This window comes from Caballeronia temeraria (assembly GCF_001544795.2).
GTDB lineage: Bacteria > Pseudomonadota > Gammaproteobacteria > Burkholderiales > Burkholderiaceae > Caballeronia > Caballeronia temeraria.
Genome location: NZ_FCOI02000004.1, coordinates 34,077 through 56,233 on the forward strand (window position 1 = coordinate 34,077; position 22,157 = coordinate 56,233).

Consider the following 22,157-nt stretch of genomic DNA (forward strand, 5'->3'; position numbering starts at 1 on the left):
GAGCGTCAGTTCGAATCGCGATAGTTCACGTCGAGCGACGGCCGCCCCGCGTCTTCGAACGACGAGCCGAAGCGCGCCGGAATCGGCGTCTCGAAGGACTTGAGATAGCGCGCGTAGGCCGCGCCGGCTTGCGCGCCGGGCATCGGTTGCGCGGGCGCCGCCGCGCTGTTGCTCGCCTGGAGCGCGAGCCACGATTCAGTCGCATGGCCGACGTCGCCGGCCGTTTGCGCGACCGCCGTCTGCTGCCATGCGCCGCACGCCGCGCACAGAACGAGCATGCCGATTCGCTTCATCCGTTTCTCCTTCATCGTCGATATCAGCGCGACGCGACGCTCGGGCGCGCCGCATCGGCGACGCGCCTCGCATCGGCGCGAATCGCCTGCTGCACGTCCGCCGAAAACTTCTGCTGCGTCATCAACCCTTGCGCATTCGCCGCCTGTCCGCTCGCGAGCAGCAACAGCGCGACATTGCTCAGGATCTTCGGGTTGTTCGGCGCGAGCTCGGCGGCCTTCATGAGCGGCACGCGCGCGCCCGCGATATCGCCCATGCGCAGCTTTGCGTAGCCAAGATCGGAGAGCATCGGCGCATCGGTCGGCGCGCGCTTCGATGCGGCCTCGAAGCGTTGCGCGGCTAGCGCGAAATCGCCCGTCCCGCCCGCGAGCAAGCCGAGTCCGCGCAAACCGCGCGCGGCGAGCGGCGTATCGGCGAGACGCGCATACGCGGCCGCGCTCGCGTCGGGCTGTCCGGTCTGCCGCAGCGCGTCGGCGCGCAGCAGGATCGTGTCGGGCGATTCGCCGTATTGCTGCTCGTATGCGTCGATATGCGCGAGCGACGCGAACCAGAGCCCTTGCGCCTGCATCCTGTCGATGAGCGCGAGATACATGCCGGGCGTGTCGGGCGCGGCGTCTTTCTGTTGCGCCTGATCGAGCGCGGCCTGACGCTCGGCCTGAATGCCGAGGCCGTAGCCGTTCTCGGGCTTCGTCGCGCAGGCGGCGAGCGTCGCGCAGATCAGGGTCAAGGCGAGTGAACGCATCATGTCGATTCCTTTATCGATGCAACGTCGACAGCGAACGCACCACCGCGATGAAGCCCGGCCCCGCCGTGATGATCAGCAGCGCGGGCAGCAACGTGATGACCATGACGCCCGTCATCTTGACGGTGAGCTTGCCGATGCGCTCGCGCAACGTCGCACGGCGTGCCTCGCGCAGCCGGTCGCCGAATTGTTTGAGCGGTTCCTGCACCGCGCCGCCGTGTTTCTCGACCTGAACGATGAGCCGCACGATAGCGGCGAGATCCTCGTTCTCGTAGCTCGTCGAGAGGCGTTTCATCGATTGCTCGCGCGTGCGGCCCGTGGCGAATTGCGCCTGCGCGAGCGCGAGTTCCGTCGCGAGCACGGGCAGCACGCTCCTGAAGTCCTGGATCATCACTTGCAGGCTCTGATCGAGGGACAGCCCGACGCCCTGCAAGAGCCGCAGCAAGTCGACGAACATCGGCAGTTCCGAATTCACCGCACTTTGGCGCGCGTTCGCGCGGCGGCGCACGAACCACTTCGGCGCCATGAAGCCCGCCGACAGCGCAATGAACAGCAGCAGCACGAAGCGCGCGCCGTGCCCGATCACGCAGACCGCGAGCGGCGCACCCACCGCGCCCACGATGCGCGCCGCGAGAAAGCGGCCGCGCGCGCTCGCGTCGAGATAACCGCAGCGCTCGAGCAGTCGTCGATCTTCGTCCGCGACCGCGACGCGCCCGAACGGCGTATCGAGCCACGCGGCGCTCGCCCGGTCGATCGCGGCGAGCGGACCCTGGCGCGGCGCCGCGTCCGGAGTCGGCAGCGGCGGCATCGGCGGCGTGCGCGCCTTCAACGCGTGATCGAGCGTGCGCGCCGATCGTTGCATGCGCGCATGACGGCCGAGCGCGAGCGCACCGCCGAGACCGGCCGCGAGCGCAGCGGCGGCGAGCGCAAACGCGCCGAGCAATGCGGGCGTGATGTTCATGTCCTGATCCTTGCAAGCCGGTACAGCAGCCACGCGCCCAGCATCTGCAACGCGAGCGCGACGTAGACGAGGCGCTTGCCGAACGGTTCGCTCCACATCGCATTGAAATAGTCGGGATTGGTCACGATGATCATCGCGCCGAGCAGGATCGGCAGCAGGCCGAGCACCCATGCCGAGAGCCGCGTCTCCGTCGACAGCGCGACGAGTTCGCGGCTCGCCTGTTCCAGATCGCGCATCAGCGCGGCCATGCGGTCGAGCATCACGTCGGAGCGCCCGCCGTATTTCACCGATACACGCAGCACCGCGCCGACGAGCTCCAGCTCGCGCACGCGATACATGCGCGCGACCGCGCCGAGCGCGTGATCGATCTCGGCGCCGGTGCGCAGCATCGGCAGCGCGCGCTGGAGACATTCGGAGAGCGGCGCTTCGGCGCTCGTCAGCGCGGCCTGGAACGCGGCGGGCACGCTATGGCCGATGACGATCAGGCGCACGATGCCATCGAGAAATGGCGGCAACTGCCGCACGATGCGCTGCTGGCGCTTCTGCGCGCGCCACACGAGCCACGCGTACACGGCGGCGAACACGAGCGCGGCGATGCATGCGCCGATGATGAGCCCCGCGCGCATCGCGGACCACAACGCAGCGCAGGCGGCGACGCCGAGCGACGTACCCACGAGCGCGCGCGGCCGTTCGATGCCCGCGCGGCTCATCAGAGTGTCGAATGCCGCACGAATGCGCGCGATCCCGGTCGCGGTGCCCTTCGGCGGCACGGCGGCCGGCGCGCTCGCAACCGCTCGCGGCGTTTGCCGTGGCGCGGGCGCCTGCACCTGCCGGTCGACGAAGCGCTCGGTCAGCGCGCGCTCGCGCGTGCTCGTGCCGCGCCGCCACAGCATGAGCGCCGCCGCCGCGCACAGCAGCGCGAACATCGCGATGAACGCGACGGCTCTAACCATTGAAGCCTCCGCCGAAGCCGCCGCCGCCGAAACGCAAGCCGTCCTGCATCGCGCCGCCAAGCGCCTGCCGGAACTTGACGAGCTTGGGCGAACTCGGATGAATGCCGAGCCAGTTCCAGCGATCGCCTTCCTCGCCGTTCGAATCGATGTACGGCTCGTAGCGATACAACTCCTGCATCGCGATGATGTTGTCGGAAAGCCCGGTCACTTCCGTCACGGAGAGAATGCGCCGCCGTCCGCTGGAAAGCCGTCCGATCTGCACGATGAAATCGATCGCGTTCGCGATCTGGCGTCTCAGGCTTGCTTCGGTGCCCTGAAAGCCCGCGAAGCCCGCAAGCATTTCCAGCCGATAAAGGCACTCGCGCGGCGAACTCGCGTGGACGGTGCCCATCGAGCCGTCGTGGCCGGTGTTCATCGCCTGAAGCATTTCGAGCACTTCGCCGCCGCGCACTTCGCCGACGATGATGCGATCCGGCCGCATCCGCAATGTATTGCGCAGCAGATCGCGAATCGATACGACGCCCGCGCCGTCGAAGCCGCCGGGTCTGCTTTCGAGCCGCACGACATGCGGATGATTCAGCGACAGCTCCGCCGTATCCTCGATCGTCACGACGCGTTCGTGCTTCGGAATGAAGAACGCGAGCGCGTTCAGCAGCGACGTCTTGCCCGAACTCGTGCCGCCGGACACCAGCACGTTGCAACGCGCTTCGACGGCGGCTTTCAGCAACGCCGAAATGTCTTCGTCGAAGGTGCCGTTGGCGAGCAGATCGTCGGGGCGCAACGGATCGCGCCTGAACTTGCGGATCGACACGACCGGTCCGTCGATCGACAGCGGCTCGATCACCACGTTCACGCGGCCGCCGTCGGGCAGACGTGCATCGACCATCGGATTGGATTCGTCGAGCCGGCGTCCGATGGGCGCGAGAATGCGCCGCACGATGCGCAGCAGATGCGCGTTGTCCGCGAAGCGCACCGGAATCTTTTCGAGCATGCCGTGCCGCGATACGTACACGTCGCTATAACCGTTGATCAGAATGTCCTCGACGGCGGCATCCGCGAGCAGATCTTCCAGCGGCCCGAAGCCCGCCAGCTCCTTCGTCAGCGCCGCGGCGACCAGACGCACTTCGCTCTCGTTCAGCGGAATGCGCCGCAGACGCACGAAGCTGTCCATCTCAAGATCGACGAACTGCTGGATCGCCTGCCGCGACCATCGGCCGAACTCGGCGCCCAGTTCCTCGATGCGCGAGAGCAGATGTTCGTGCGCCGCCGTCGCCACGTCCTGAAACTGCTGCGATTGCGCAAACGCGACAGCGTCTTCGGCCAGATCGTTCGCGAACGCGATGTCCTTGCTGAAGTCCTGAGCCATCGTCTATGACCGCCTGAGAAAGTTGGGAAGAAAATGCGCGACGTCGATCGCCGCACGCCCCGCGCGTGCTTTCGGATGGGGCGCGCTGGCATCGGCAGGCTCGCCGTGAAGGCGCGCGAGACGCTCGACGAGCGGCGCGAGCGCGCGCACCCAGGGATCGCGCGCGCTGCAATCGGCGAGCAGACGTCCCTGATTCACCGCGCGTCCGAGCGCCTGCGCGCGCTCGGGCAACACGGCGACGAGCGGCAGATTCAGGCGCGCGGCCAGTTGCTCCGCGCCGAAGTTGAGCGCGGCATCGAACTTGTTCACGACGAGGCCGATCTTCGCGGGCGGCGTGTCTTCGTCGGCGGGACGCAGCGCGTCGAGCAGCGACCTCGCCGACACGGCCGATGCGACGTTGGCATCGCAGACGAGCCAGGTTTCATCGGCGGCCTGCAACGTCTGCGCGACGAAATCGACATTCGAGAAGCCGCCCAGATCGACGATCTGATGATCGAAATACGCACGCAAGCGGTTCAGCGTGCTCACCGCCGACGCGAACGAGATCGCGCGCATCTCCGCGAGATCGGCGGGCAGCGTCGTGAGTGCGAGGCCGCTCGCGTGACGCGCGAACGCGGTGTTCACGAAGGTTTCATCGAAGCGGCGCAGGTTGCGCACGGCATCGACGAAATGCAGCTCGCTGCGCGTGTCGAGCAACAGCGCGCTGTCGGCGGCGGGCAGGCCGAGATCGAGCAGCGCCGTCGCGCGGCCCGCCTGCATGCCGCGCCGTTGCAGACTCACCGCCAGATTCGCGGCGAGCGTGCTCGCGCCCACGCCGATGCGCGCGCCGAGCAGCACCGTCAGCTTGCCTTGACGGCTCGTCGTCTCGCCGCGCGAATTCGGCCGTTCGTCGATGAGACGCTGCGCGATCGCGAGGACATCTTCGCCGGGACCGCCGATATCGACGAAATCGCGCACGCCCGCGCGCAACGCCGCGAGCGCCGATGCAGGCGTCGCAAGCGTGCCGAGCGCGACGATCGGCACATCGGGGAACGCGTCGCGGGCGGCCTGGGCGGGCGCGCTGGCGTGATCGTTCGCGCTGAAATCGACGAAGACGATCGACGGCCCGCTTTCGCCGATGCGCGCAATCAGCCCCGCCCCATCGCACGGCGCGGCCTCGACCGCGCCCGCGCATGCGAGCGCGCGTTGCAGCCAGTCGTGGCGCGCGTCGACCGGGCTCGCGCAGAGAAAGCGCGCGGCGCTCATCGCGAGAACCCCGGCGCGGCATCGGACGACAGCGCCCCGCCGACGAACGAGCGCCACACCGGGCCGTCGCGCTGCTCGGACTGCTGGCCGGGCGTCGCGGGCAGCGCGGCATTTTTCGCGATCGGCGCGACGAGATGCGGCGTCACGATAATCACCAGCTCGCGATCCTGCTGCGAGTACTGCAAGGTCTTGAAGAACGCGCCGATGATCGGCAGATCGCCGAGCACAGGCACCTTGTTCACGTTCGACGCCGTCTCGCGATCGACCAGCCCGCCGATCACGAAGCTCTCGCCATCGCCCAGCTCGACGGCCGTTTCGGCGCGGCGCGTGGTGAGCGCGGGCACCGACACGCCGTCGATGGTGATCGCGTGCGCGAAGTCGAGCTGGCTCGCTTCCGGCGCGACCTTGAGCGCGATGCGCTGCGGGCCGAGCACCGTCGGCGTCAGCGAAAGGCCGATTCCGTACGGCTTATAAACGATGGTCGTCGTGCCGAGCGATTGCGGCACCGGCACCGGAATCTCGCCGCCCGCGAGAAAGCTCGCGCTTTGCCCCGACAACGCGACGAGCGTCGGCTGCGCGAGCACGCGCGCGAGATTATTCCCTTCGAGCAGGCTCAGGTTCGCGAACAGACCGTGCGAAGTCGAGTTGAGCAGCAGGTTGAATGCGGAGCCGATCGGCGACGTCGCCGTGACCGAAAGCGGATTGTTCGCGCCGCCCGTCACGCTCGTGAGCGCGCTCGGCGCAAAGGTGCCGAACGCGAAGCCCGCGTTGTTCTGCGAGAACAGATTGAAACCCGCTTCCTTGAGCACGGTCTTGCTGAATTCGACCACTTTGACATCGACCTGGACGACGCTTTTCGTCGCCACCGTCGATGCATCGACGATCGCGCCATCCTTGCCGACCGATGCCTTCGCCGCCGCGACCGCGCGCTCGTGCGTTTCCATCGTCGGCGTCGAGCCGTCGAGCACGGCGGTCTTGCCGAGCACGCGCACGCGCGGCGCGTCGGCATGGGCGAGCGCGGCGCTCGCGCTTGCCATTACATCGACCGTATAAGACAGCGGCGCATCGTGGCCGCGCTCCCACAGCAGCAGGTTCGTCGTCCCCGCCGACTTGCCGACGAGCAGCACGCCGCCGCCCTTCAGCACGTTCACATCCGCGACCGACGGATCACCGATCCCGACACGCCAGATCGTCCGGCCGCGCGCGAGCGGCTTTTGCCCGCCGGTCGTCAGCGCGATCACGCCGGCGTTGGCGCCCGAAACTTCAGCCGATGCCTCGCGCGATGCCGCGTACACGTTGACTGCCAGCGCCGCCGACGCACACGCGGCGAGCGTCGCCCATTTCCATCGATTGAAATGCCGGTTTCTTGTCATCGTTATGTGAGCTGCCGTTCGTTCAATACGCGACGCGTTCCGCGTGCCCGCCGCGAATCACTTCGATTCCCTCGTTGACCGGCGCCGGAGCGGCGCGCGGTTTTGCGACCGGCCGCGCCGCCATGCTCCCGCCCGCGAGCGTGCCGAGCGCGATGCCCGCGGCCGCGCGCGCGGCGCCGTTGTCCGGCCGCGCCGATGCGTCGAGCGGCGGGAAGACATGCGGCGGCGACGTTTCGTCGTCGGCGGCATTGCGCAGCGCGAGCACGACGCGGCCCGCGCTGTCGGCGAGCGTGAGCGCATCGACGTCGGCGGTGCGGACCGCGAGCACCGCCGTGCGCGGACCGGCCTGAAGCGAGCCTTTGGATTTGTCCTTGGCGTCGGCCGATCCGAGCGACGCGTCGCCCATGCTCAGCACGCGCACTTTCGATAACAGCAGACGCGCCTGCGTCGTCGCGATTTCCGCGCCGCTATCGCGCTTGAGCGTGAAGAACACATCGACGTAATCGCCCGGACGCACGTAGTTGCCGACGGCGTTCGTCTCGTCGATATGCACGGCCACCGCGCGCTCGCCCGCCGCGACGACATCGGAGAGACCGCTCGACAGTGCGTCGGCGGTCAGCGGCGCGCCCTTCTGCACGGCGGCGAGCGGCACGCGGCCGACGAGCGCGGCGGCGTCGTTGAACACGCCCGGCGCAGGCTCGGCCTGCATCCGCACGGAGAGCGACGCGGCATCGAGCGCCTTGCCCGCGGGCAAATCGCGCGCGGCGACGACGACCGGCACGAGCCGCTGCGGCATCGACAGCGCCGATGCCTGCGCGGGCGCGCGATCACGCTCCAGCGACGGCGCGGGATCGCGCGCGAGCTTCACCGCGAAGACGCCGAGGATCAGCGCGAGTCCGAACAGCAGAATGGCGAGTGTGCGGGTGAGATTGGCCATGACGTCAGGTTGAGTGGAAGCGAACGCGCGCGCTCATAGCACGTTGTCCGGATCGAGTTGAACCATCGCGCGGGCGACGAGCGCATCGGGCAAGGCGAGATCGAAGAGCGGCAACGCCGGCACGAGCGGCCGTTGCGCGTAGCCGTAGTCGAGCGTGATTTCGATGCAGCTCAGCGTCGCGTCGTACGCGCACGGCGCCGGCGCGGCCGTGCATTGCGCCGCGCCCGCGAGCCAGTTGGTCAGGCCTTGCGCGGTCTCGCAGGCGGCCGCGCCCCGGAGCGCGAGGGCGTCGTCGACGTTCTGCGCGTTCGCCTGAAAGCGCAGCGCCGCGCGCGCGCCCTCTTCGGCCGCGAGCGTCAGCGATTGCTGCGCGACGAAGATGAGGCTGTACGTGACGATCGCGTAGAAGACGACGAAAAACAGCGGAAACACGATGGCGAACTCGATCGCCATATTGCCGCGCTGCGCGTGGCGGCTCGGGCGGCGCTTCATGCGTGCAGCGCCGCCAGATGGCCGATCGCCGCGAGCGCCAGCAACGCGCCGTAGGGCGTGCTGTTGCGTCTGCGTTCTTCGGGCGCCGCCGTGTGGGGCAGATCGCGCAAAGCGAAGGCGGCGCGGCGGCGGCCCGCGAGCAGAACGAGCGCATGCACGCACGCGGCGAGACTCGCCGCCACCCAGATGATGACGAGCGCCTGCGGCCCGCACCACGCGCCGATCACGGCGAACGCCTTGACGTCCGCGGCGCCCATCATGCCGAGCGCATAGAACGGCAAGAGCGCAACGAAGCCTGCGGCGAGTCCGAGCAGCGCTATGCCAAGCGGGATATCGAACGGAGAAATCCGCGCGGCGGCGAGTGCGAGCGCGCATAACGCGCCCACGATAATGAGCGCATTCGGAATCAGCCTGCGCCGCCCGTCGAATAAAACGACCGCAAGCGCCCAGGCGATAAATATCGCGGATTGGATTGAGAGCATGGCAAAGCGAAAACCATCATCCGGTTCAATCCGGATGTGTCGTTAAAGTCGGCCGACAATATCGATCCCCGCGCCGGAAAAAAATCCGGCGCGTCATATCTGGGGTCGCTTATCTGGTTATGTCGTGGTTTTCGCCAATCCCTGCTGGATCGCCTGGAACGTGCTTTTTAGTTGTGTGGCGACATCGCCCACCGCGGTCATGATCCCCAATGCGAGAACACCGGCAATCAATCCATATTCGATGGCGGTAATGCCACGGCTGTCGCGAATGAATTGCAGGATGCGTGATTTCATTTTTATTGCCCTCGGTTCGGTGTTACTGCTTCTCTCTGGCCGCATATGCTTATCCCGCGGGCTTCCGGCAGGCGCATCCAGCACCGTGTCCGAAAGGCACGCTAAATAGGCATTTCAATTCTATTTTTTTCCGCTTCGTTTCTCTCGGCACTGCCTTGCGAAGGTTTGCTCCAAGACGAGATGGTTAGCGGATTTATAACGCATGCGTATCTCAAAATCAATTATTGTCTGAACGATTGTTTGCCGTGTATTTCCGGAAAGGTTGCGAATCAGCAGCCATCTGACATATCAGTAAAGGCAACATGCCGGCTCATTACCCATAGCGCATTTATTTCCTGCTCGGAGTCTGGCGATTACTGCCTTGGCGACACGTTCCGATCATGCGCGTCACCCAGCATGCCGTAACGAAGCCGGTGCTTCGTAACGTTACGCCGGACGTTTTCGGCCCTTCGAATCCGCGCCGCCGATTAACGCCGCGTCATCCAAATCCTTATGCGTCATGCCGAAGTCGGCGACACCGGCCATTCCAGTGCGTTGCTGTCCGTGCGATGGCACACCTAATGCAGTTATCGGCCCGCGGTCCATTCATTACAAGACATCGAGGGCTTTATGAATACGAGGAACATCGGATACGAAGTCGTGCAGAAGACCATCGTCGCGGCGGCGGTGGCCAGCCTGCTCGCGCTCACCGCATGCGGCGGATCGGGAACGATGAGCAAGTCGGCCGGCTCGGGCGGCGCGTCGGGCACGATCTCGACCGGCGACGGGAGCGGCGCTTCCGGATCGGGCAGCGGATCGGGGAGCGGGTCGGGATCGGGGAGCAGCACCAGCAGCAATGGCGGCACGGGCGGCAGCAGTGGCGGGACCGGAAGCGGCGGCGGCGGAACGGGCGGCGGCGGCACGACGACGACGCCGCCCGTCGCGGCTGTCGCGGACAAGACCGGCAACGTGGTGTCCGCGGCCGGCGACGCGGTATCGGGCATCGGCACGGCGATCGGTTCGACGAGCGCGCCTGTCGCCGGCACGAGCACCACGAGAGCCGCCGGCGATGTCGTCTCGAACCTGGGCACGGCGGTGTCCACGCTCGGCGATGGCGTATCGGCGGGGCTCGGCACCATCGGCACGAGCACGGACCCGGTGGGCACGACGGCAGCGAGCCTCGGCGGTGTCGTCGGAAAGACCGGCGCAGCGGTGTCGAGCGCGGGCACGCTCGTGTCGGGCCTCGGCAGCGGCGCGTTGTCGCCGCTCGCGCCCGTGACGACGCCCGTCGGCAGCATCGTCGGCATCGTGGGGAGCGCCGTCACGCAGACGGGCGGCGCGCTCGATCAGTCGCTCACCAGCGCGCCGGTCACGCAACTCACGCAGACGGTCAGTCAGGCCATCACGCCGATCACCGCGCTCGCCGGCTCGACGACCCAGACCGTCGGCGCCGTCACCGGGCTCGGCGCGCCCGTCAACAATCTGCTGACGACGCTCGGCGGCACGCTCGACAACACCGGCAAGACCATCGTCGCGACGGGCGGCAATCCGGTCACGGCGGGCGTCGGCAATCTGGTGTCGGCGACGGGACAAACGGTGGCATCGGCGGGCGGGCTTTTGAACGGCACGTCGGGCACGAACGCGCTCGCGCCGCTGACGAGCGTGCTGGGCGGCGTAACCGGATCGGGCACGGGAGCGGGCGGCGTTCTGGCGCCGGTGACGGGACTCGCCGGCGGATTGACCGGCGCGACGGGCAGCACGGGCGGCGTGCTTTCGCCGGTGACCGCGCTCGTCGGCGGACTGACGGGCGCGACCAGCGGCTCCGGCTCGGCTGCAGGCGGCGTGCTCGCGCCCGTGACCGGCCTCGTCGGTGCATTGACAAGCGCATCGGGCGGCGCGACCGGCTCGACAGGCGGACCGACGACCTCGCCCGGCAACGCAGGCTCGCTGCTCGGCACGGTGACATCGATCACGGGCGCGGTCGGCGTGACCATCGCGACGAACCCGAATTCGACGGCAGCGGGCGCGGGTGTCGGCGCCGGTCTCTCGACGACCACCGGCAAAACCAGCGGCAGCGCGACGACTGCCAGCGCGAACAACGGCGGTCTGCTGGGCGCGGTGGGATCGGTCGTCGGCGGCGTATTGGGAGGCACGCGGCGTTAGTCATCGCGCTGAACCGGGGAGCGCGCTGCTCGCTCCCCGCTGAAACCCCATGCATGCACGACGACGAACGCGACGACGTTCGCGTCATCCTACGAGGGCATCACAATGAAGATCCGTGACTTGACACGGGCGCTCATGTTCGCCGCGCTTGCGGCGCCCATCGCATCGCAACACGCTCACGCTCAGACTTCGCCCGCGCCGCGCGCGAATCTCGGCGGCAATCCGCTCGACGCCCTGCCGCACGTCAACGCGCCGCCCAAGCCGCCCGTCGCGGTGAACGTGGCGCCGCCCGCCCCCGCGCTCGAAGCGCTTCTGGCGCGTCATCTCACGCCGGCGAGAATAGAGATCGAAGGCGTGAAGGCTTTGCCCTTCGATCAGATCGCCGCGCGCTTCACGCCTTTCGTCGGCAGGGATGTGACCCTCGGCCAGTTGATCGAGGCCGCGAACGGCGTCACCGCGCTCTACAAGGAACGCGGCTACGCGCTGTCGTTCGCGTTCGTGCCGGCGCAGACGTTCGAGGGCAACGTCGTGCGCGTGACGATCGTCGAGGGCTATATCGCGAAAGTCGTCGTGAGAGGCAACGCGGGTGCGGCCGAGAAGCGTATCCGCGCGGTCGCCGAGCGTCTGCAGCGCGACCGGCCGCTCACGCAGGCGAACTTCGAGCGCTATATCAACGTGCTCGGGATGATTCCCGGCGTGAAGACGAAGGCGAACGTCGCGCCGCCGCAGAATACCGACGGCGCGACCACGCTCGAACTCGATGTCGAGCGCAAGGCGTTCAATGTCAGCACCGGCATCGACTTCAATCATCCCGGCGTGCAGGGCATTCTGAGCGCGACGGAGAATGGCATGCTCGGGCTCGGCGAGTCGCTGACGGCGTCGGCGCTCCTGCCCAAAGGCCGCGACGATCAGACGTATTACGCGCTGAACGGCGCGCTGCCGATCGGCACGGACGGCTTCACGGCCAAGGTCGATGCCTCGCATTACCACGGCCATCCCGTCGACAATCCCGGTCTGCCGCCGACGATCGAGCGCACGGTCGTGAACGACAAGCTCGCGTTTTCCGGCGTGTATCCGTTCATGCTGAGCAACGCGCGCAGTCTCGTCGGCACGGCGAGCGCGTATGCATCGCACGATGAAGACCGTCTGAAGAACACGGTCGTCGCGGGCAATCCAACTCTGACGCAGCGTTCGCAGATTCGCGTCGTGCAGTTGCAGCTCGATTACACCGGCATCGGCGCGGGCGTCGTGCGGCGCGCGAGCTTCAACGTGGCGAAGGCCTTCGACGTGCTCGGGGCATCGAAGAGCGCGGATACGAACATCGCGGGCTATGCACCGGTCAATCCGGTCTCGCTGACGTTCGTGCGCACCGGCGCGACCTACACGCAAAGCAACGAATGGCCGGGGAAAATCGGCACAGCCGTCTCGATGACCGGCCAGTATTCGCCCGACACGCTGCCGACGTCCGAGCAGATTTCATTCGGCGCGCAACGGTTCGCGCTCGGTTATCAGCCGGGCGAGGCGTCGGGGGATTCGGGCTGGGGTGCGTCGTTCGAGGTGAATCGGCCGATCGGCGTCGGCATGACGTATCTGAAGAGCTTCACGCCGTATGTGATCGTCGATGCCGCGCGCGTGTTTCTGCACGGCGGCACGCCGAACCCGCGGAACTTGTCGTCGGTGGGAATCGGCTTTCGCGTGTCGGATGCGAAGCACTACAGCGTCGATTTGTCGGTCGCGAAGGCGATGGGCGGTGCGCCCGTCGAAAGTTCGTCGCGCAGTCCGCGCATCAACGCGACCTTGTCGTATCAGCTCGACTGAAGACGCGGAACCTGTTCCGCGTCTTCGCAGTGTGCGCGGGCGGTTACGGCGTCGAAGCCGGCGCAGGCTTGCCCGCCTTTTGCGCGTTGATCTTCGACTGCGCGTTTTGCAGATTCTGCGGATAGTTCGTCTGCTCGCCCGCGGGGTTGTAGCCGTTCTGCTCCAGTTGCTTCAGCTCGGCGTTCTTCTTCGCGCGCGCTTCCTTGCGCTGGGCCTTCTTGACCTGCTTGGGCGTGGACGCGGCCGTATCCTGCGCCTGCGCGACGGGCATCGAGACGAGCGCGGCGACGGACAGCGCGATGACGGCCAGCGGTGCGGTGCGTATGTTCATGATCGATCTTCTCCGAATGGATGGCGGCAATTGACAACGACGCTTGCGGCAAACGCGTGAGCAATCCGCGGTCCACGCACGGAAAAGTCACCGATCGACGATGCGGCTCAGATTCCCGCGCACGCGCTGCAGAAGCGCGATCAGCTGTTCGCTTTCCTGGCGGCTGAAGCCCGCGAGCGCCTCCGACGTGATCTCGTCGCCGACGCGACGCGCGCGATCGAGCGCCTTTTCCGCCTTCGCCGTCATGCGCACCTGGCGTTCGCGACGATCATCCGGATTGAGCCGCCGTTCGATCCAGCCGCCCTCTTCCATGCGGTCGAGCAGACGCCCGGCGGAAATGGGCGCGACTTCGAGCAGCCCGGCAAGCCGCGCCTGATTTACCTCGCCGTAGTGCGAGAGATACGCGAGCACACGGCATTGCGCGCGCGTCAGATTGAGCGATGACTTGGCCAGCACGTCGAATCGGTTGCCGCACAGGCGGTCCACGTCCGCGACGAGAAAGCCGAAACGTTTGTCGAGTTGGGTTTCCATCGCGCGATTATAGGTAACGGATTTCGATGCGCGCACCTCGTGTGCCTCTATAATAAGCCTGCTTATCATCACCCTACTTACAAAAGCCGCTGTCCGGCGGCCACGCCCATGTCCTCCGAAGTCTCCACGGAAAACGCCGCGGCGCCATTGAACCGCGGCATGCTGACCGTCTCGATCATGCTGGCGACGTTGATTCAGACGCTCGACAGCACGATCGCGAACGTCGCGCTGCCGCATATGCAGGGCACGCTGTCGGCGTCGCAGGACGAGATCACGTGGGTGCTGACCTCGTATATCGTCGCGGCGGCGATCGCGACGCCGCTCACCGGCTGGCTCTCCGACCAGTTGAGCGTGAAGAAGCTGCTGTGCATATCGATTGCGGGATTCACGGTGGCGTCGGCGTTTTGCGGGCTGTCGGAGACGCTGACGCAGATCGTCGCGTCGCGGCTGCTGCAGGGCGTGTTCGGAGCGTCGCTGGTGCCGCTGTCGCAATCCATCCTGCTCGATATCAATCCGCGCGAGAAACAGGGCCAGGCGATGGCCGTCTGGGGCATGGGCGTGATGGTCGGGCCGATACTCGGGCCGACGCTCGGCGGCTGGCTCACCGACAGCTACAACTGGCGCTGGGTGTTTTTCATCAACGTGCCGATCGGCGCGTTCGCGCTCTTTGGCGTGTTGACGTTTTTGCCGGCGCAGGCCGCGCGGCGCGCGGTGAAATTCGATGCGTTCGGTTTCGCGACGCTGGGCCTCGCGATCGGCGCGTTTCAGGCGATGCTCGATCGCGGCGAGCAACTCGACTGGTTCGGTTCGATGGAAATTCGCATCGAAGCGATACTCGCGGCGCTCGCTTTCGTGTTTTTCATCGCGCATACGGCGACGGCGGGCTCACGTTCGTTCTTCAAATATCAGTTGCTAAAGGATCGCAATTTCGCGACCGGCACGTGCTTCATCTTCGTGATCGGTGCGGTGATGTACGCGACGCGCGCGCTCCTGCCGCCGATGCTGCAGAACCTGATGAACTATCCGGTCGCGACGACGGGCCTCGTCACAGCGCCGAGCGGCGCGGGCACGATGATCGCGATGCTCGTCGCCGGGCGCTTGCTGAAACACATCGATGCGCGTCTGTTGTTGCTGTCGGGGTTTCTGATTTCGGCGTTCGCGCTCTGGCAGATGATGCATTACACGATCGTGCTGTCGGCATCGGATATCGTGTGGCCGGGCGTGATTCAGGGCTTCGGACTTGGGCTCGTGTTCGTGCCGTTATCGGCGCTGACGTTTTCGACGCTCACGCCCGAGTTGCGCGCCGATGGCACGGCTACTTATAGCCTTATGCGCAATATCGGCAGCAGTATCGGGATTTCTATCGTGCAGACGTTGATGACGCGGAACACGCAGGTCGCTCATGCGGACCTTGCGGCGCAGGTGACGCCTTTTAATCCGGCGATGCAGTCGATTGTGTCGGGCGGTTCGATGCAGGATATCGCAATGCTCAATCAGTCGATCACGCAGCAGGCTTCCATGATTGCTTATCTCAACGATTTCAAGCTCATGTTTGTGGCTACGTTGCTGGTGGTGCCGCTGTTGTTGCTCATCCGGCCGGCGCGGAAGGCCGCAGCGGAGGAGTCGGTCGCGCATGCGGCGATGGATTGAGGTTTTTCTTTTGTTTTCTTTTGTTTTCTTTTGTTTTGTTTTGTTTTGTTTTGTTTTGTTTTGTTTTGTTTTGTTTTGTTTTGTTTTGTTTTGTTTTGTTTTGTTTTGTTTTGTTTTGTTTTGTTTTGTTTTGTTTTGTTTTGTTTTGTTTTGTTTTGTTTTGGTTGACGGGGAATCCTGTTTTCGCGTCGGTTTATAAGCACTGCCCCTGTGCGGGGCGGCAGTCACTTTCTTTGCTGCTGCAAAGAAAGTAACCAAAGAAAGCAGCTCGTTCAGGCCCGCGGTCACACGTAGTTTGGGTAGTTCTCTCGTTCCCCGTGGCACTCGCCTAAAGAGTGCCCTCGTAGGCCCAATCGAGCTTGGCTCGCGCACGGTCTGTCGATTCGCATCACTGAATAAGTTGGTTCAGCACCAAATAGCTCCAGCCCGCTTCGCGGCCGACCGGTCAATCGGGACTGCGCGCGCTTCCTTGCTAACACTTCTATCTCACTGCACGTGCGTCACGCTGGTTTCCCTTGCATACCCTGCGGCAGCGCGTAGCGCTGTGCCGGAACTCTTTCGTGCTGATCCAGCGCCTTAAAACGACTAGCTTGTCAGACCGTGCGCGATCCAAGCCCGATTAGTCCTTCGAGAGCACTCTTTAGGCGAGTGCCACGGTGGACGAGAGAACTACCCAACGTGCGTGTGACCGCGGGCCTGAAAAGCTGCTTTCTTTGGTTACTTTCTTTGCAGCAGCAAAGAAAGTGACTGCCGCCCCGCACAGGGGCAGTGCTAATAAACCAAAAAGAAAACGGGATCCAGCGAAAAAAAACCTCAAACCCCAACCGCAACCTTCTCCAACATCCCCCCAAACGCATCGGCGGACAAAGGCATCGCCAATAAAAACCCCTGCATCTCATCACACATCATGTCCTGCAGCCGATCCAGCTGCGACCCCGTCTCGACCCCTTCCGCGACCACATCCATATCGAGCGAGTGCGCGAGCGCAATAATCGCCGACACGATCGCCCTTCCTTCCTGCCCGTTCTCATCGAGCCCATTGGTAAAGAACCGATCGATCTTCAGTTGCTTCGCCCGAAACCGCTGCAAATACGCAAGACTCGAATACCCCGTGCCGAAATCATCGATGGCGATCTCAAACCCATTCTCCTGAAACGCGCGAATCATTTCGATGGTGCGCGGCGCATCCTGCATCGCCACCGACTCGGTGATCTCGAACATGATCTGCTCGCTCTCCACATTCTCCTCGCGCACGATCTTCATGATATTCGCGACGAGATCCGTCTCATGCATCTGCCGCGGCGACAGATTGATCGCCACCTTCACCTGCGGATGCCCTTCCGCGCGCCACCGCGCCATGTGCCGGCACGTCTCGCGCACGACCCAATAGCCGATCTGCACGATCTGCCCCGAACGCTCCGCGATCGGAATGAATTCGAGCGGCGTCAGCGTGCCGATCTCCGGATGATCCAGCCGGATCAACGCCTCCGCGCCCGCCAGCTCGCCGCTCTTGCCGCGGAATTTCGGCTGGAACAGCAGATAAAAATGCCCGCCGTTCAGCGCCTCGTGCAAAGCCTGCTGAATCTGCAACGTCCGCACGGCCGCTTCGTTCATGCTCGCCTCGAAGAACCGATACGTGCTGCGCCCGCCGCGCTTCGCCTCGTACATCGCGACGTCCGCGTGCTTGAGCAGCGACTCGACACTGTCGCCATCCTGCGGATACAACGCAATGCCGATGCTCGGCATCACCTGCAACGGATGATTCCCGACGACAAGCCCCTTCTTCATCGCATCGAGAATGCGCTCGGCCATTTTCTCCGCATCGGTCGGCGCGTGCAGATTTTCGAGCATCACGACGAACTCGTCGCCGCCCAGACGCGCCACCGTATCGCCGCCGCGCACGCATTCCTGAAGACGTCGCGAAAACGCCTTCAGCACTTCGTCGCCAACCGTATGGCCGAGCGAATCGTTGATCGTCTTGAAGCCGTCGAGGTCCATGAACAGAATCGCGAAGCGGCTGCCGCTGTGCCGCGCGCTCTTGATCGCGCGATCGATGCGCTCGTTCATCGTGCGGCGGTTCGGCAGGTCCGTGAGCGTATCGAAAGTCGCCATGCGCACGATCTGCCCGTTCAGACGCGATACCGAACCGGCGAGCAGCGCCGTGCGCGCGTCGAAGCGCGACAGTACGAGCGTGATGATCAGAATGGCGAACGTGAAGAGCACGACGGTGGTCGCGAGCCAGTGCGCATCGACATCGTTGGCCGCGCCGCAGATCGAGCCCGGCAGGAATTCCGCCGCCGCGTTGCCCGTGTAATGCATGCCGGTGATTGCAAGGCCCATCACCAGCGCCGATCCGAGGCGCTTCGCGAGCACGTCCGTCTGGTTCGCATCGGAGAGCGTGTGGGCGATCCACAGCGCCGCGCCCGACGCCACCACCGCAATCAGGATCGACGCCGCGAAAAGGCGCGGATCGTACGTGATCGCGGGCTGCATGCGCATCGCGGCGTCGCCCGTGTAGTGCATCGCCGCGATGCCCGCGCCCATCAGCAGGCTGCTCGTGACGAGGCGCTTCGCCGTCAGTCCCCTGCTCGTGATAATGAACAGCGCGAAAAACGACACGAGCACCGCGATGCCGAGCGATCCGGCCGTGATCTTGAAGTCGTAGCCGAGCGGAATCGGCAGTTCGAAAGCGAGCACGCCGATGAAATGCATCGACCAGATGCCGATGCCCATCGACGCCGCCCCGCCCGCGAGCCAGACGTGCCGCATACGCGACCGCGGCAGCGACGCGATGCGGCCCGAAATATCGAGCGCGGTATATGAAGCGAGCGTCGCCACGACGAGCGATGCCGCGACCAGCCAGAAGTTGTACGTGCCGTGCATGATTGCCGTAGACGGAAGAGACTCGTTTGCGTGAGCGTCTTATCGGCTGACGTTAGGCAATCTTTAGACTCCAGATGAGAAATGTTCGCATCGCGCGGCGCGCAAACGTCAAAGCTGCGAATCGAGCAGCGCGACCACGCGATCCAGCAGCTTCTCCGCGAGCGGACGGCGGCGCCAGTCGTCGAGCGTGACGCGTTCCGAGCGGGCGACGTCGTCGTCGAAAATCGCCGTTTGCTGCCGCGCGAAGTCGCGGTCGTAGATGTTCAGATTGGCTTCGTCGTTCAGCTTGAAGGAGCGGCTGTCAAAATTGGTCGAGCCAACGGACACCAGATATTCGTCGACGATGACGACCTTGCAATGGAACATCGTCGGCTGATACTCGAACATTTCGACGCCCGCAGCGAGCAGATCGCCCCAGCACGCGCGCGACGCCTCGCGCACCGTGTGCGTGTCGATGCGCTTGCCCGGCGTGATGATGCGCACGCGCACGCCGCGCTTCACCGCTTCGATGATCGCGTTGATCGTCAGCTTGTCCGGCACGAAGTACGCGCTCGACAGGTGGATCGAATTCGTCGCGGCGGTGATCGCCATGAGGTACATCAGCTGCATGTCGTCGCTGCCGCCGGAGGGCGAGCTGCTGAACATGTGCGCGACGCCATCGCCCGCGTCCTCGATGTCCGGAAAATAGCGCGGGCCGTGCAGCACATTGCCGGTCGCCTTGATCCAGTTGTCCATGAACACGGCCTGCATTTGCCCGACCGCCGGGCCTTCGACGCGAAAATGCGTGTCGCGCCAGTGCTTCTCGTCCTGCGCGTGTCCGGTCCATTCCTGGGCGATCCCCACGCCGCCCGTGAAGCCGATGCGCCCGTCGATCACGAGCAGCTTGCGGTGCGTGCGGTCGTTCATGCGCCCGAGGCCGGTCCAGTGCGGCTTGTGATACTGGATGACCTCCGCGCCCGCGTCGCGCAGCATGCGCAGATAGCGCTTGTCCATCTTCGACGAGCCGACCCAGTCGAGCAGAACATGCACCGAGACGCCCGCGCGGGCTTTGTCGGAGAGCGCGTGGGCGAATTCCTCGCCGATCGCGCCGGACCAGTAGATGAAGGTTTCGAACGTGATCGTTTCGCGCGCTGCGCGGATGCCCTGGAGCATCGACGGGAAAATCTCGTCGCCGTTCACGAGCACCTGGAAGCGGTTGCCGCCGACGACGGGCAGGCCGAGCAGCAAGCCCATCGAACGGAGAAACTGCGGATCGTCGCTCGAGTACAACCGTTCGATCTTGTGCTCGATCTTCTTTTCGCCGCTCGTCAGATTTGCGATCAACAGCACGATGACGAGCGTCACGACAACAGTCAGGACAATCAGGGCAATCGTCGGCATGCGCGGCCTCGCGAAGCGAACATTCGTCCGGAACCTCATGGAAGCAGATTCCGGGCCGCGCCGTCGCGTCGTTCAGCTTTTGGCCGGCATCCAGCCCTGCTGCTGGCCGAGCTTGGCGATCTGCTTGGCGATGGTATCGCCGAGGCGCTTCTCATCGGACGATACACCCGCGTGCTTCGTTTCCGACACCGCGTGAAGACCGCCCGACAGCGCCAGCGATGTCGCGACATGCCCCGCCGCCGCGCCGACGCCGGCCATTTCCGCGACGCCCGGCGCGTGGCCGCTGTCGGCTTTCGCGTCGAATTGTTCGATGAGCTGCGGCGCGCCGTGCGCCGGCTTGAAGACGAGCTGCACGGTCGCGCCGACCTTGCTTTCGCCGGCGCCGAGGCCGATCAGCGTGCGGCGGCGGCGATTACCGGCATCGATCGTGTTGATGTTGCCCTCCACGACGAGCACGCTCTGGTCTTGCGGCGGCGGCACGTTGGCGCGGACGGCGGGAAGGCCCATCGACTGAAGTTTCGCGACGATCTCATTCGCGACTTCCTCGCGTGCCGCAGCGGCGTCCTGCGCCTCTTTTTGCGCCTGCGAGTCGCCGGACATGGCGGAGCCGATCTTCGAGATCAGGCCGTGATTGTCGAGCTTGACGTCGCTCGCGTCGCTGGCGAACGCGTAGACGTAGATCGTGTCCGGGCGCGCGGCGGCAGTTTGCACGTACTGGCCGTACTGACTCGCCGCTTGCGCCGGATTGCTCGCGCAGCCGGCGAGCAGCGCCGTCCCGACGACGAGTCCGGCGAGCGCCGCGCCGCGCACCTTTTTCAAGACCGTGTTGAGCGACGAGAAGTTGATCGAGCTGGACATGTTGCACCTCTGGGTGTGGATGAGTGGATGCGTGACACGGCTCTCGGTTCTCGCTGCTGCATTTGCTTCGTTTCACGCTGGACGCAACTATGGACGATGACCGCGGCACAAGCCATCGAGCATTTATGTCGCGGGGTTTCACCGGCGGCGGAGGCGCACGGGACGGGCTTCAGCGGCTTGCCGCGCGTTGCGAATCGAACCATCGCCCGAAGTTGCCTTCGAATTTCATGCCGCCCTGATGAGCCAGATTCGAGCGCGTGTCGATCACCGGCCGCACGCCCAGCGCCGCGACCCGGCGGCAGAACGCGTAATCCTCGGACAGATAGAAGCCGGATTCCGGATCGATCATCGTGTCGAAGAACGTGTAGTGGAAGTCATCGCTTCCATTCTTCGCCGACCGGCCCAGCTCGCTCGCGTAGGGCAACACGTCGTGGCGGTGCGGCCATAAGTGGGGGTGGCAATGTAGATATGCGGTTTCGAAACAGGAGAGTTCATGGATCTGTAAAATGATTCGCATGCCTAACAAGTGGCCATGAAATTATAGATTTCCGGTGACGCCCGGCACGGTCCAAGCAAGGAATGCCCGCTTCTGGTTACCATCTGTCCGTCGTATCTCCAAACCCCTCCAAGGAGCAAACATGGATCTCAAGATCGCCAACAAGCTCGCGCTGGTATCCGGATCGACCAAGGGCATCGGTCACGCCATCGCCGTGGCGCTCGCGCGTGAAGGCGCCCGCGTGATCGTCAACGGCCGTTCGCAGGCGTCCGTCGATGCCGCGCTCGCGAAACTGCGCGAACTCGTGCCGGATGCGCAGGGCGAAGGCTTCGCCGGCGATGTATCGGACGCCGCGCAGGTCGACGCGCTCGTGAAGCGCTTCCCGGACGTCGATATCCTCGTGAACAACATGGGCATCTTCGATCCGAAGCCGTTCGAGGAGATTCCCGACGACGAATGGCTGCGCTTCTTCAATACCAATGTGATGTCGGGCGTGCGGCTGTCGCGCGCGTATCTGCCGAAGATGAAGGCGAAGAACTGGGGCCGCGTCGTGTTCATCAGCAGCGAGAGCGGCATTCAGATTCCCGTCGAGATGATTCATTACGGCGTGACGAAATCGGCACAGATCTCGCTCGCGCGCGGCCTCGCCGAAAGCTGCGCGGGCACGGGCGTGACGGTCAATTCGGTGCTGCCGGGACCGACGAGCTCGGAAGGCGTCACCGAGTTCGTCGAAAAGCTTTCCGGCGGCAAGAGCTTCGGCGAGTTCGAGAAGCAGTTCTTCGAGGAAGCGCGGCCGACGTCGATTCTCAAGCGCTTCATCACGCCCGAGGAAATCGGCAGCATGGTGGCTTACGTGTGCTCGGAGCTTTCATCGGCGACGAACGGCGCGGCGTTGCGCGCGGATGGCGGCGTCGTGCGCTCGGCGTTCTGAG

General features: G+C 65.0%; 21 protein-coding genes. 4 read left to right on the forward strand and 17 right to left on the reverse strand.

The window, feature by feature from the left end; all coding sequences use genetic code 11:
* Positions 1 to 5: 5 nt before the first annotated feature.
* From AWB76_RS07300 to AWB76_RS07350, 11 genes are all read right to left on the reverse strand, one after another.
* Positions 6 to 293: a DUF3613 domain-containing protein gene (locus AWB76_RS07300; protein WP_374729914.1), complete on the reverse strand. Its 288-nt coding sequence runs from the start codon at positions 291 to 293 to the stop codon at positions 6 to 8.
* Positions 294 to 316: 23 nt separating this feature from the next.
* On the reverse strand, positions 317 to 1,036 hold the full coding sequence (locus tag AWB76_RS07305) for a tetratricopeptide repeat protein (protein ID WP_374729915.1): 720 nt from the start codon (positions 1,034 to 1,036) through the stop codon (positions 317 to 319).
* Between the two features lie 10 nt (positions 1,037 to 1,046).
* Complete coding sequence (locus tag AWB76_RS07310) at positions 1,047 to 1,994, reverse strand: type II secretion system F family protein (protein ID WP_061159482.1); 948 nt, start codon at positions 1,992 to 1,994, stop codon at positions 1,047 to 1,049.
* Positions 1,991 to 2,947: a type II secretion system F family protein gene (locus tag AWB76_RS07315; RefSeq protein ID WP_061159483.1), complete on the reverse strand. Its 957-nt coding sequence runs from the start codon at positions 2,945 to 2,947 to the stop codon at positions 1,991 to 1,993. Before AWB76_RS07315 ends, AWB76_RS07310 begins: the two co-directional genes overlap by 4 nt.
* A complete protein-coding gene (locus tag AWB76_RS07320) occupies positions 2,940 to 4,313 on the reverse strand; it encodes a TadA family conjugal transfer-associated ATPase (RefSeq protein WP_061159484.1) in 1,374 nt (457 codons plus the stop codon). Before AWB76_RS07320 ends, AWB76_RS07315 begins: the two co-directional genes overlap by 8 nt.
* 3 nt (positions 4,314 to 4,316) lie before the next feature.
* Positions 4,317 to 5,558 (reverse strand): CpaE/TadZ family protein, encoded by a 1,242-nt coding sequence (locus AWB76_RS07325; RefSeq protein WP_061159485.1) that lies wholly within the window; start codon positions 5,556 to 5,558, stop codon positions 4,317 to 4,319.
* Positions 5,555 to 6,931: a type II and III secretion system protein family protein gene (locus AWB76_RS07330; protein WP_082864375.1), complete on the reverse strand. Its 1,377-nt coding sequence runs from the start codon at positions 6,929 to 6,931 to the stop codon at positions 5,555 to 5,557. Before AWB76_RS07330 ends, AWB76_RS07325 begins: the two co-directional genes overlap by 4 nt.
* Positions 6,932 to 6,953: 22 nt before the next feature.
* A complete protein-coding gene (cpaB, locus tag AWB76_RS07335) occupies positions 6,954 to 7,868 on the reverse strand; it encodes a Flp pilus assembly protein CpaB (RefSeq protein ID WP_061159486.1) in 915 nt (304 codons plus the stop codon).
* 33 nt (positions 7,869 to 7,901) lie between these two features.
* Entirely contained in the window at positions 7,902 to 8,360 is a 459-nt protein-coding gene (locus tag AWB76_RS07340; protein ID WP_061159487.1) for a TadE/TadG family type IV pilus assembly protein, read from the reverse strand.
* Positions 8,357 to 8,842, reverse strand: coding sequence for an A24 family peptidase (locus AWB76_RS07345; protein ID WP_061159488.1), 486 nt, complete (start codon positions 8,840 to 8,842; stop codon positions 8,357 to 8,359). The genes AWB76_RS07340 and AWB76_RS07345 overlap by 4 nt, the downstream gene beginning before the upstream one ends.
* Positions 8,843 to 8,959: 117 nt before the next feature.
* Positions 8,960 to 9,136 (reverse strand): Flp family type IVb pilin, encoded by a 177-nt coding sequence (locus AWB76_RS07350; RefSeq protein ID WP_061159817.1) that lies wholly within the window; start codon positions 9,134 to 9,136, stop codon positions 8,960 to 8,962.
* Between the two features lie 609 nt (positions 9,137 to 9,745).
* On the opposite strand from AWB76_RS07350, the gene AWB76_RS07355 reads away from it, so the two are divergent.
* Together AWB76_RS07355 and AWB76_RS07360 are read left to right on the forward strand one after the other, a co-directional pair.
* Complete coding sequence (locus tag AWB76_RS07355; protein WP_061159489.1) at positions 9,746 to 11,278, forward strand: collagen-like triple helix repeat-containing protein; 1,533 nt, start codon at positions 9,746 to 9,748, stop codon at positions 11,276 to 11,278.
* A gap of 105 nt (positions 11,279 to 11,383) precedes the next feature.
* Positions 11,384 to 13,096, forward strand: a complete 1,713-nt coding sequence (locus tag AWB76_RS07360) for a ShlB/FhaC/HecB family hemolysin secretion/activation protein (RefSeq protein ID WP_061159490.1) — start codon at positions 11,384 to 11,386, stop codon at positions 13,094 to 13,096.
* Positions 13,097 to 13,139: 43 nt separating this feature from the next.
* Here AWB76_RS07360 and AWB76_RS07365 read toward each other — a convergent pair whose 3' ends face one another.
* Together AWB76_RS07365 and AWB76_RS07370 are read right to left on the reverse strand one after the other, a co-directional pair.
* Positions 13,140 to 13,427 carry a DUF4148 domain-containing protein gene (locus tag AWB76_RS07365; RefSeq protein ID WP_061159491.1) on the reverse strand — a complete coding sequence of 96 codons (288 nt, stop codon included), beginning with the start codon at positions 13,425 to 13,427 and terminating at the stop codon, positions 13,140 to 13,142.
* An 87-nt stretch (positions 13,428 to 13,514) separates the two neighbouring features.
* On the reverse strand, positions 13,515 to 13,958 hold the full coding sequence (locus tag AWB76_RS07370) for a MarR family winged helix-turn-helix transcriptional regulator (RefSeq protein ID WP_061122936.1): 444 nt from the start codon (positions 13,956 to 13,958) through the stop codon (positions 13,515 to 13,517).
* A gap of 108 nt (positions 13,959 to 14,066) precedes the next feature.
* On the opposite strand from AWB76_RS07370, the gene AWB76_RS07375 reads away from it, so the two are divergent.
* Complete coding sequence (locus AWB76_RS07375) at positions 14,067 to 15,608, forward strand: DHA2 family efflux MFS transporter permease subunit (protein WP_061159492.1); 1,542 nt, start codon at positions 14,067 to 14,069, stop codon at positions 15,606 to 15,608.
* 813 nt (positions 15,609 to 16,421) lie between these two features.
* Here AWB76_RS07375 and AWB76_RS07380 read toward each other — a convergent pair.
* The 4 genes from AWB76_RS07380 to AWB76_RS07395 all read right to left on the reverse strand — a co-directional run bounded on the left by AWB76_RS07380 (position 16,422) and on the right by AWB76_RS07395 (position 21,156).
* Positions 16,422 to 18,491 carry a putative bifunctional diguanylate cyclase/phosphodiesterase gene (locus AWB76_RS07380; protein ID WP_061159493.1) on the reverse strand — a complete coding sequence of 690 codons (2,070 nt, stop codon included), beginning with the start codon at positions 18,489 to 18,491 and terminating at the stop codon, positions 16,422 to 16,424.
* A gap of 108 nt (positions 18,492 to 18,599) precedes the next feature.
* Entirely contained in the window at positions 18,600 to 19,871 is a 1,272-nt protein-coding gene (cls, locus tag AWB76_RS07385) for a cardiolipin synthase (RefSeq protein WP_061159494.1), read from the reverse strand.
* A 72-nt stretch (positions 19,872 to 19,943) separates the two neighbouring features.
* Positions 19,944 to 20,729 (reverse strand): DUF4410 domain-containing protein, encoded by a 786-nt coding sequence (locus tag AWB76_RS07390; protein ID WP_061159495.1) that lies wholly within the window; start codon positions 20,727 to 20,729, stop codon positions 19,944 to 19,946.
* Between the two features lie 169 nt (positions 20,730 to 20,898).
* Positions 20,899 to 21,156 carry a hypothetical protein gene (locus AWB76_RS07395; protein ID WP_061159496.1) on the reverse strand — a complete coding sequence of 86 codons (258 nt, stop codon included), beginning with the start codon at positions 21,154 to 21,156 and terminating at the stop codon, positions 20,899 to 20,901.
* A 211-nt stretch (positions 21,157 to 21,367) separates the two neighbouring features.
* Here AWB76_RS07395 and AWB76_RS07400 point away from each other — a divergent pair, with 211 nt between their 5' ends.
* On the forward strand, positions 21,368 to 22,156 hold the full coding sequence (locus tag AWB76_RS07400) for an SDR family NAD(P)-dependent oxidoreductase (protein ID WP_061159497.1): 789 nt from the start codon (positions 21,368 to 21,370) through the stop codon (positions 22,154 to 22,156).
* Position 22,157: the final 1 nt, after the last annotated feature.

Coding starts and splice junctions, on each gene's coding strand:
- AWB76_RS07300 (WP_374729914.1), bottom strand. CDS start 293: ATGAAGCGAATCGGCATGCTCGTTCTGTGCGCGGCGTGCGGCGCATGG.
- AWB76_RS07305 (WP_374729915.1), bottom strand. CDS start 1,036: ATGATGCGTTCACTCGCCTTGACCCTGATCTGCGCGACGCTCGCCGCC.
- AWB76_RS07310 (WP_061159482.1), bottom strand. CDS start 1,994: ATGAACATCACGCCCGCATTGCTCGGCGCGTTTGCGCTCGCCGCCGCT.
- AWB76_RS07315 (WP_061159483.1), bottom strand. CDS start 2,947: ATGGTTAGAGCCGTCGCGTTCATCGCGATGTTCGCGCTGCTGTGCGCG.
- AWB76_RS07320 (WP_061159484.1), bottom strand. CDS start 4,313: ATGGCTCAGGACTTCAGCAAGGACATCGCGTTCGCGAACGATCTGGCC.
- AWB76_RS07325 (WP_061159485.1), bottom strand. CDS start 5,558: ATGAGCGCCGCGCGCTTTCTCTGCGCGAGCCCGGTCGACGCGCGCCAC.
- AWB76_RS07330 (WP_082864375.1), bottom strand. CDS start 6,931: ATGACAAGAAACCGGCATTTCAATCGATGGAAATGGGCGACGCTCGCC.
- cpaB (WP_061159486.1), bottom strand. CDS start 7,868: ATGGCCAATCTCACCCGCACACTCGCCATTCTGCTGTTCGGACTCGCG.
- AWB76_RS07340 (WP_061159487.1), bottom strand. CDS start 8,360: ATGAAGCGCCGCCCGAGCCGCCACGCGCAGCGCGGCAATATGGCGATC.
- AWB76_RS07345 (WP_061159488.1), bottom strand. CDS start 8,842: ATGCTCTCAATCCAATCCGCGATATTTATCGCCTGGGCGCTTGCGGTC.
- AWB76_RS07350 (WP_061159817.1), bottom strand. CDS start 9,136: ATGAAATCACGCATCCTGCAATTCATTCGCGACAGCCGTGGCATTACC.
- AWB76_RS07355 (WP_061159489.1), top strand. CDS start 9,746: ATGAATACGAGGAACATCGGATACGAAGTCGTGCAGAAGACCATCGTC.
- AWB76_RS07360 (WP_061159490.1), top strand. CDS start 11,384: ATGAAGATCCGTGACTTGACACGGGCGCTCATGTTCGCCGCGCTTGCG.
- AWB76_RS07365 (WP_061159491.1), bottom strand. CDS start 13,427: ATGAACATACGCACCGCACCGCTGGCCGTCATCGCGCTGTCCGTCGCC.
- AWB76_RS07370 (WP_061122936.1), bottom strand. CDS start 13,958: ATGGAAACCCAACTCGACAAACGTTTCGGCTTTCTCGTCGCGGACGTG.
- AWB76_RS07375 (WP_061159492.1), top strand. CDS start 14,067: ATGTCCTCCGAAGTCTCCACGGAAAACGCCGCGGCGCCATTGAACCGC.
- AWB76_RS07380 (WP_061159493.1), bottom strand. CDS start 18,491: ATGCACGGCACGTACAACTTCTGGCTGGTCGCGGCATCGCTCGTCGTG.
- cls (WP_061159494.1), bottom strand. CDS start 19,871: ATGCCGACGATTGCCCTGATTGTCCTGACTGTTGTCGTGACGCTCGTC.
- AWB76_RS07390 (WP_061159495.1), bottom strand. CDS start 20,729: ATGTCCAGCTCGATCAACTTCTCGTCGCTCAACACGGTCTTGAAAAAG.
- AWB76_RS07400 (WP_061159497.1), top strand. CDS start 21,368: ATGGATCTCAAGATCGCCAACAAGCTCGCGCTGGTATCCGGATCGACC.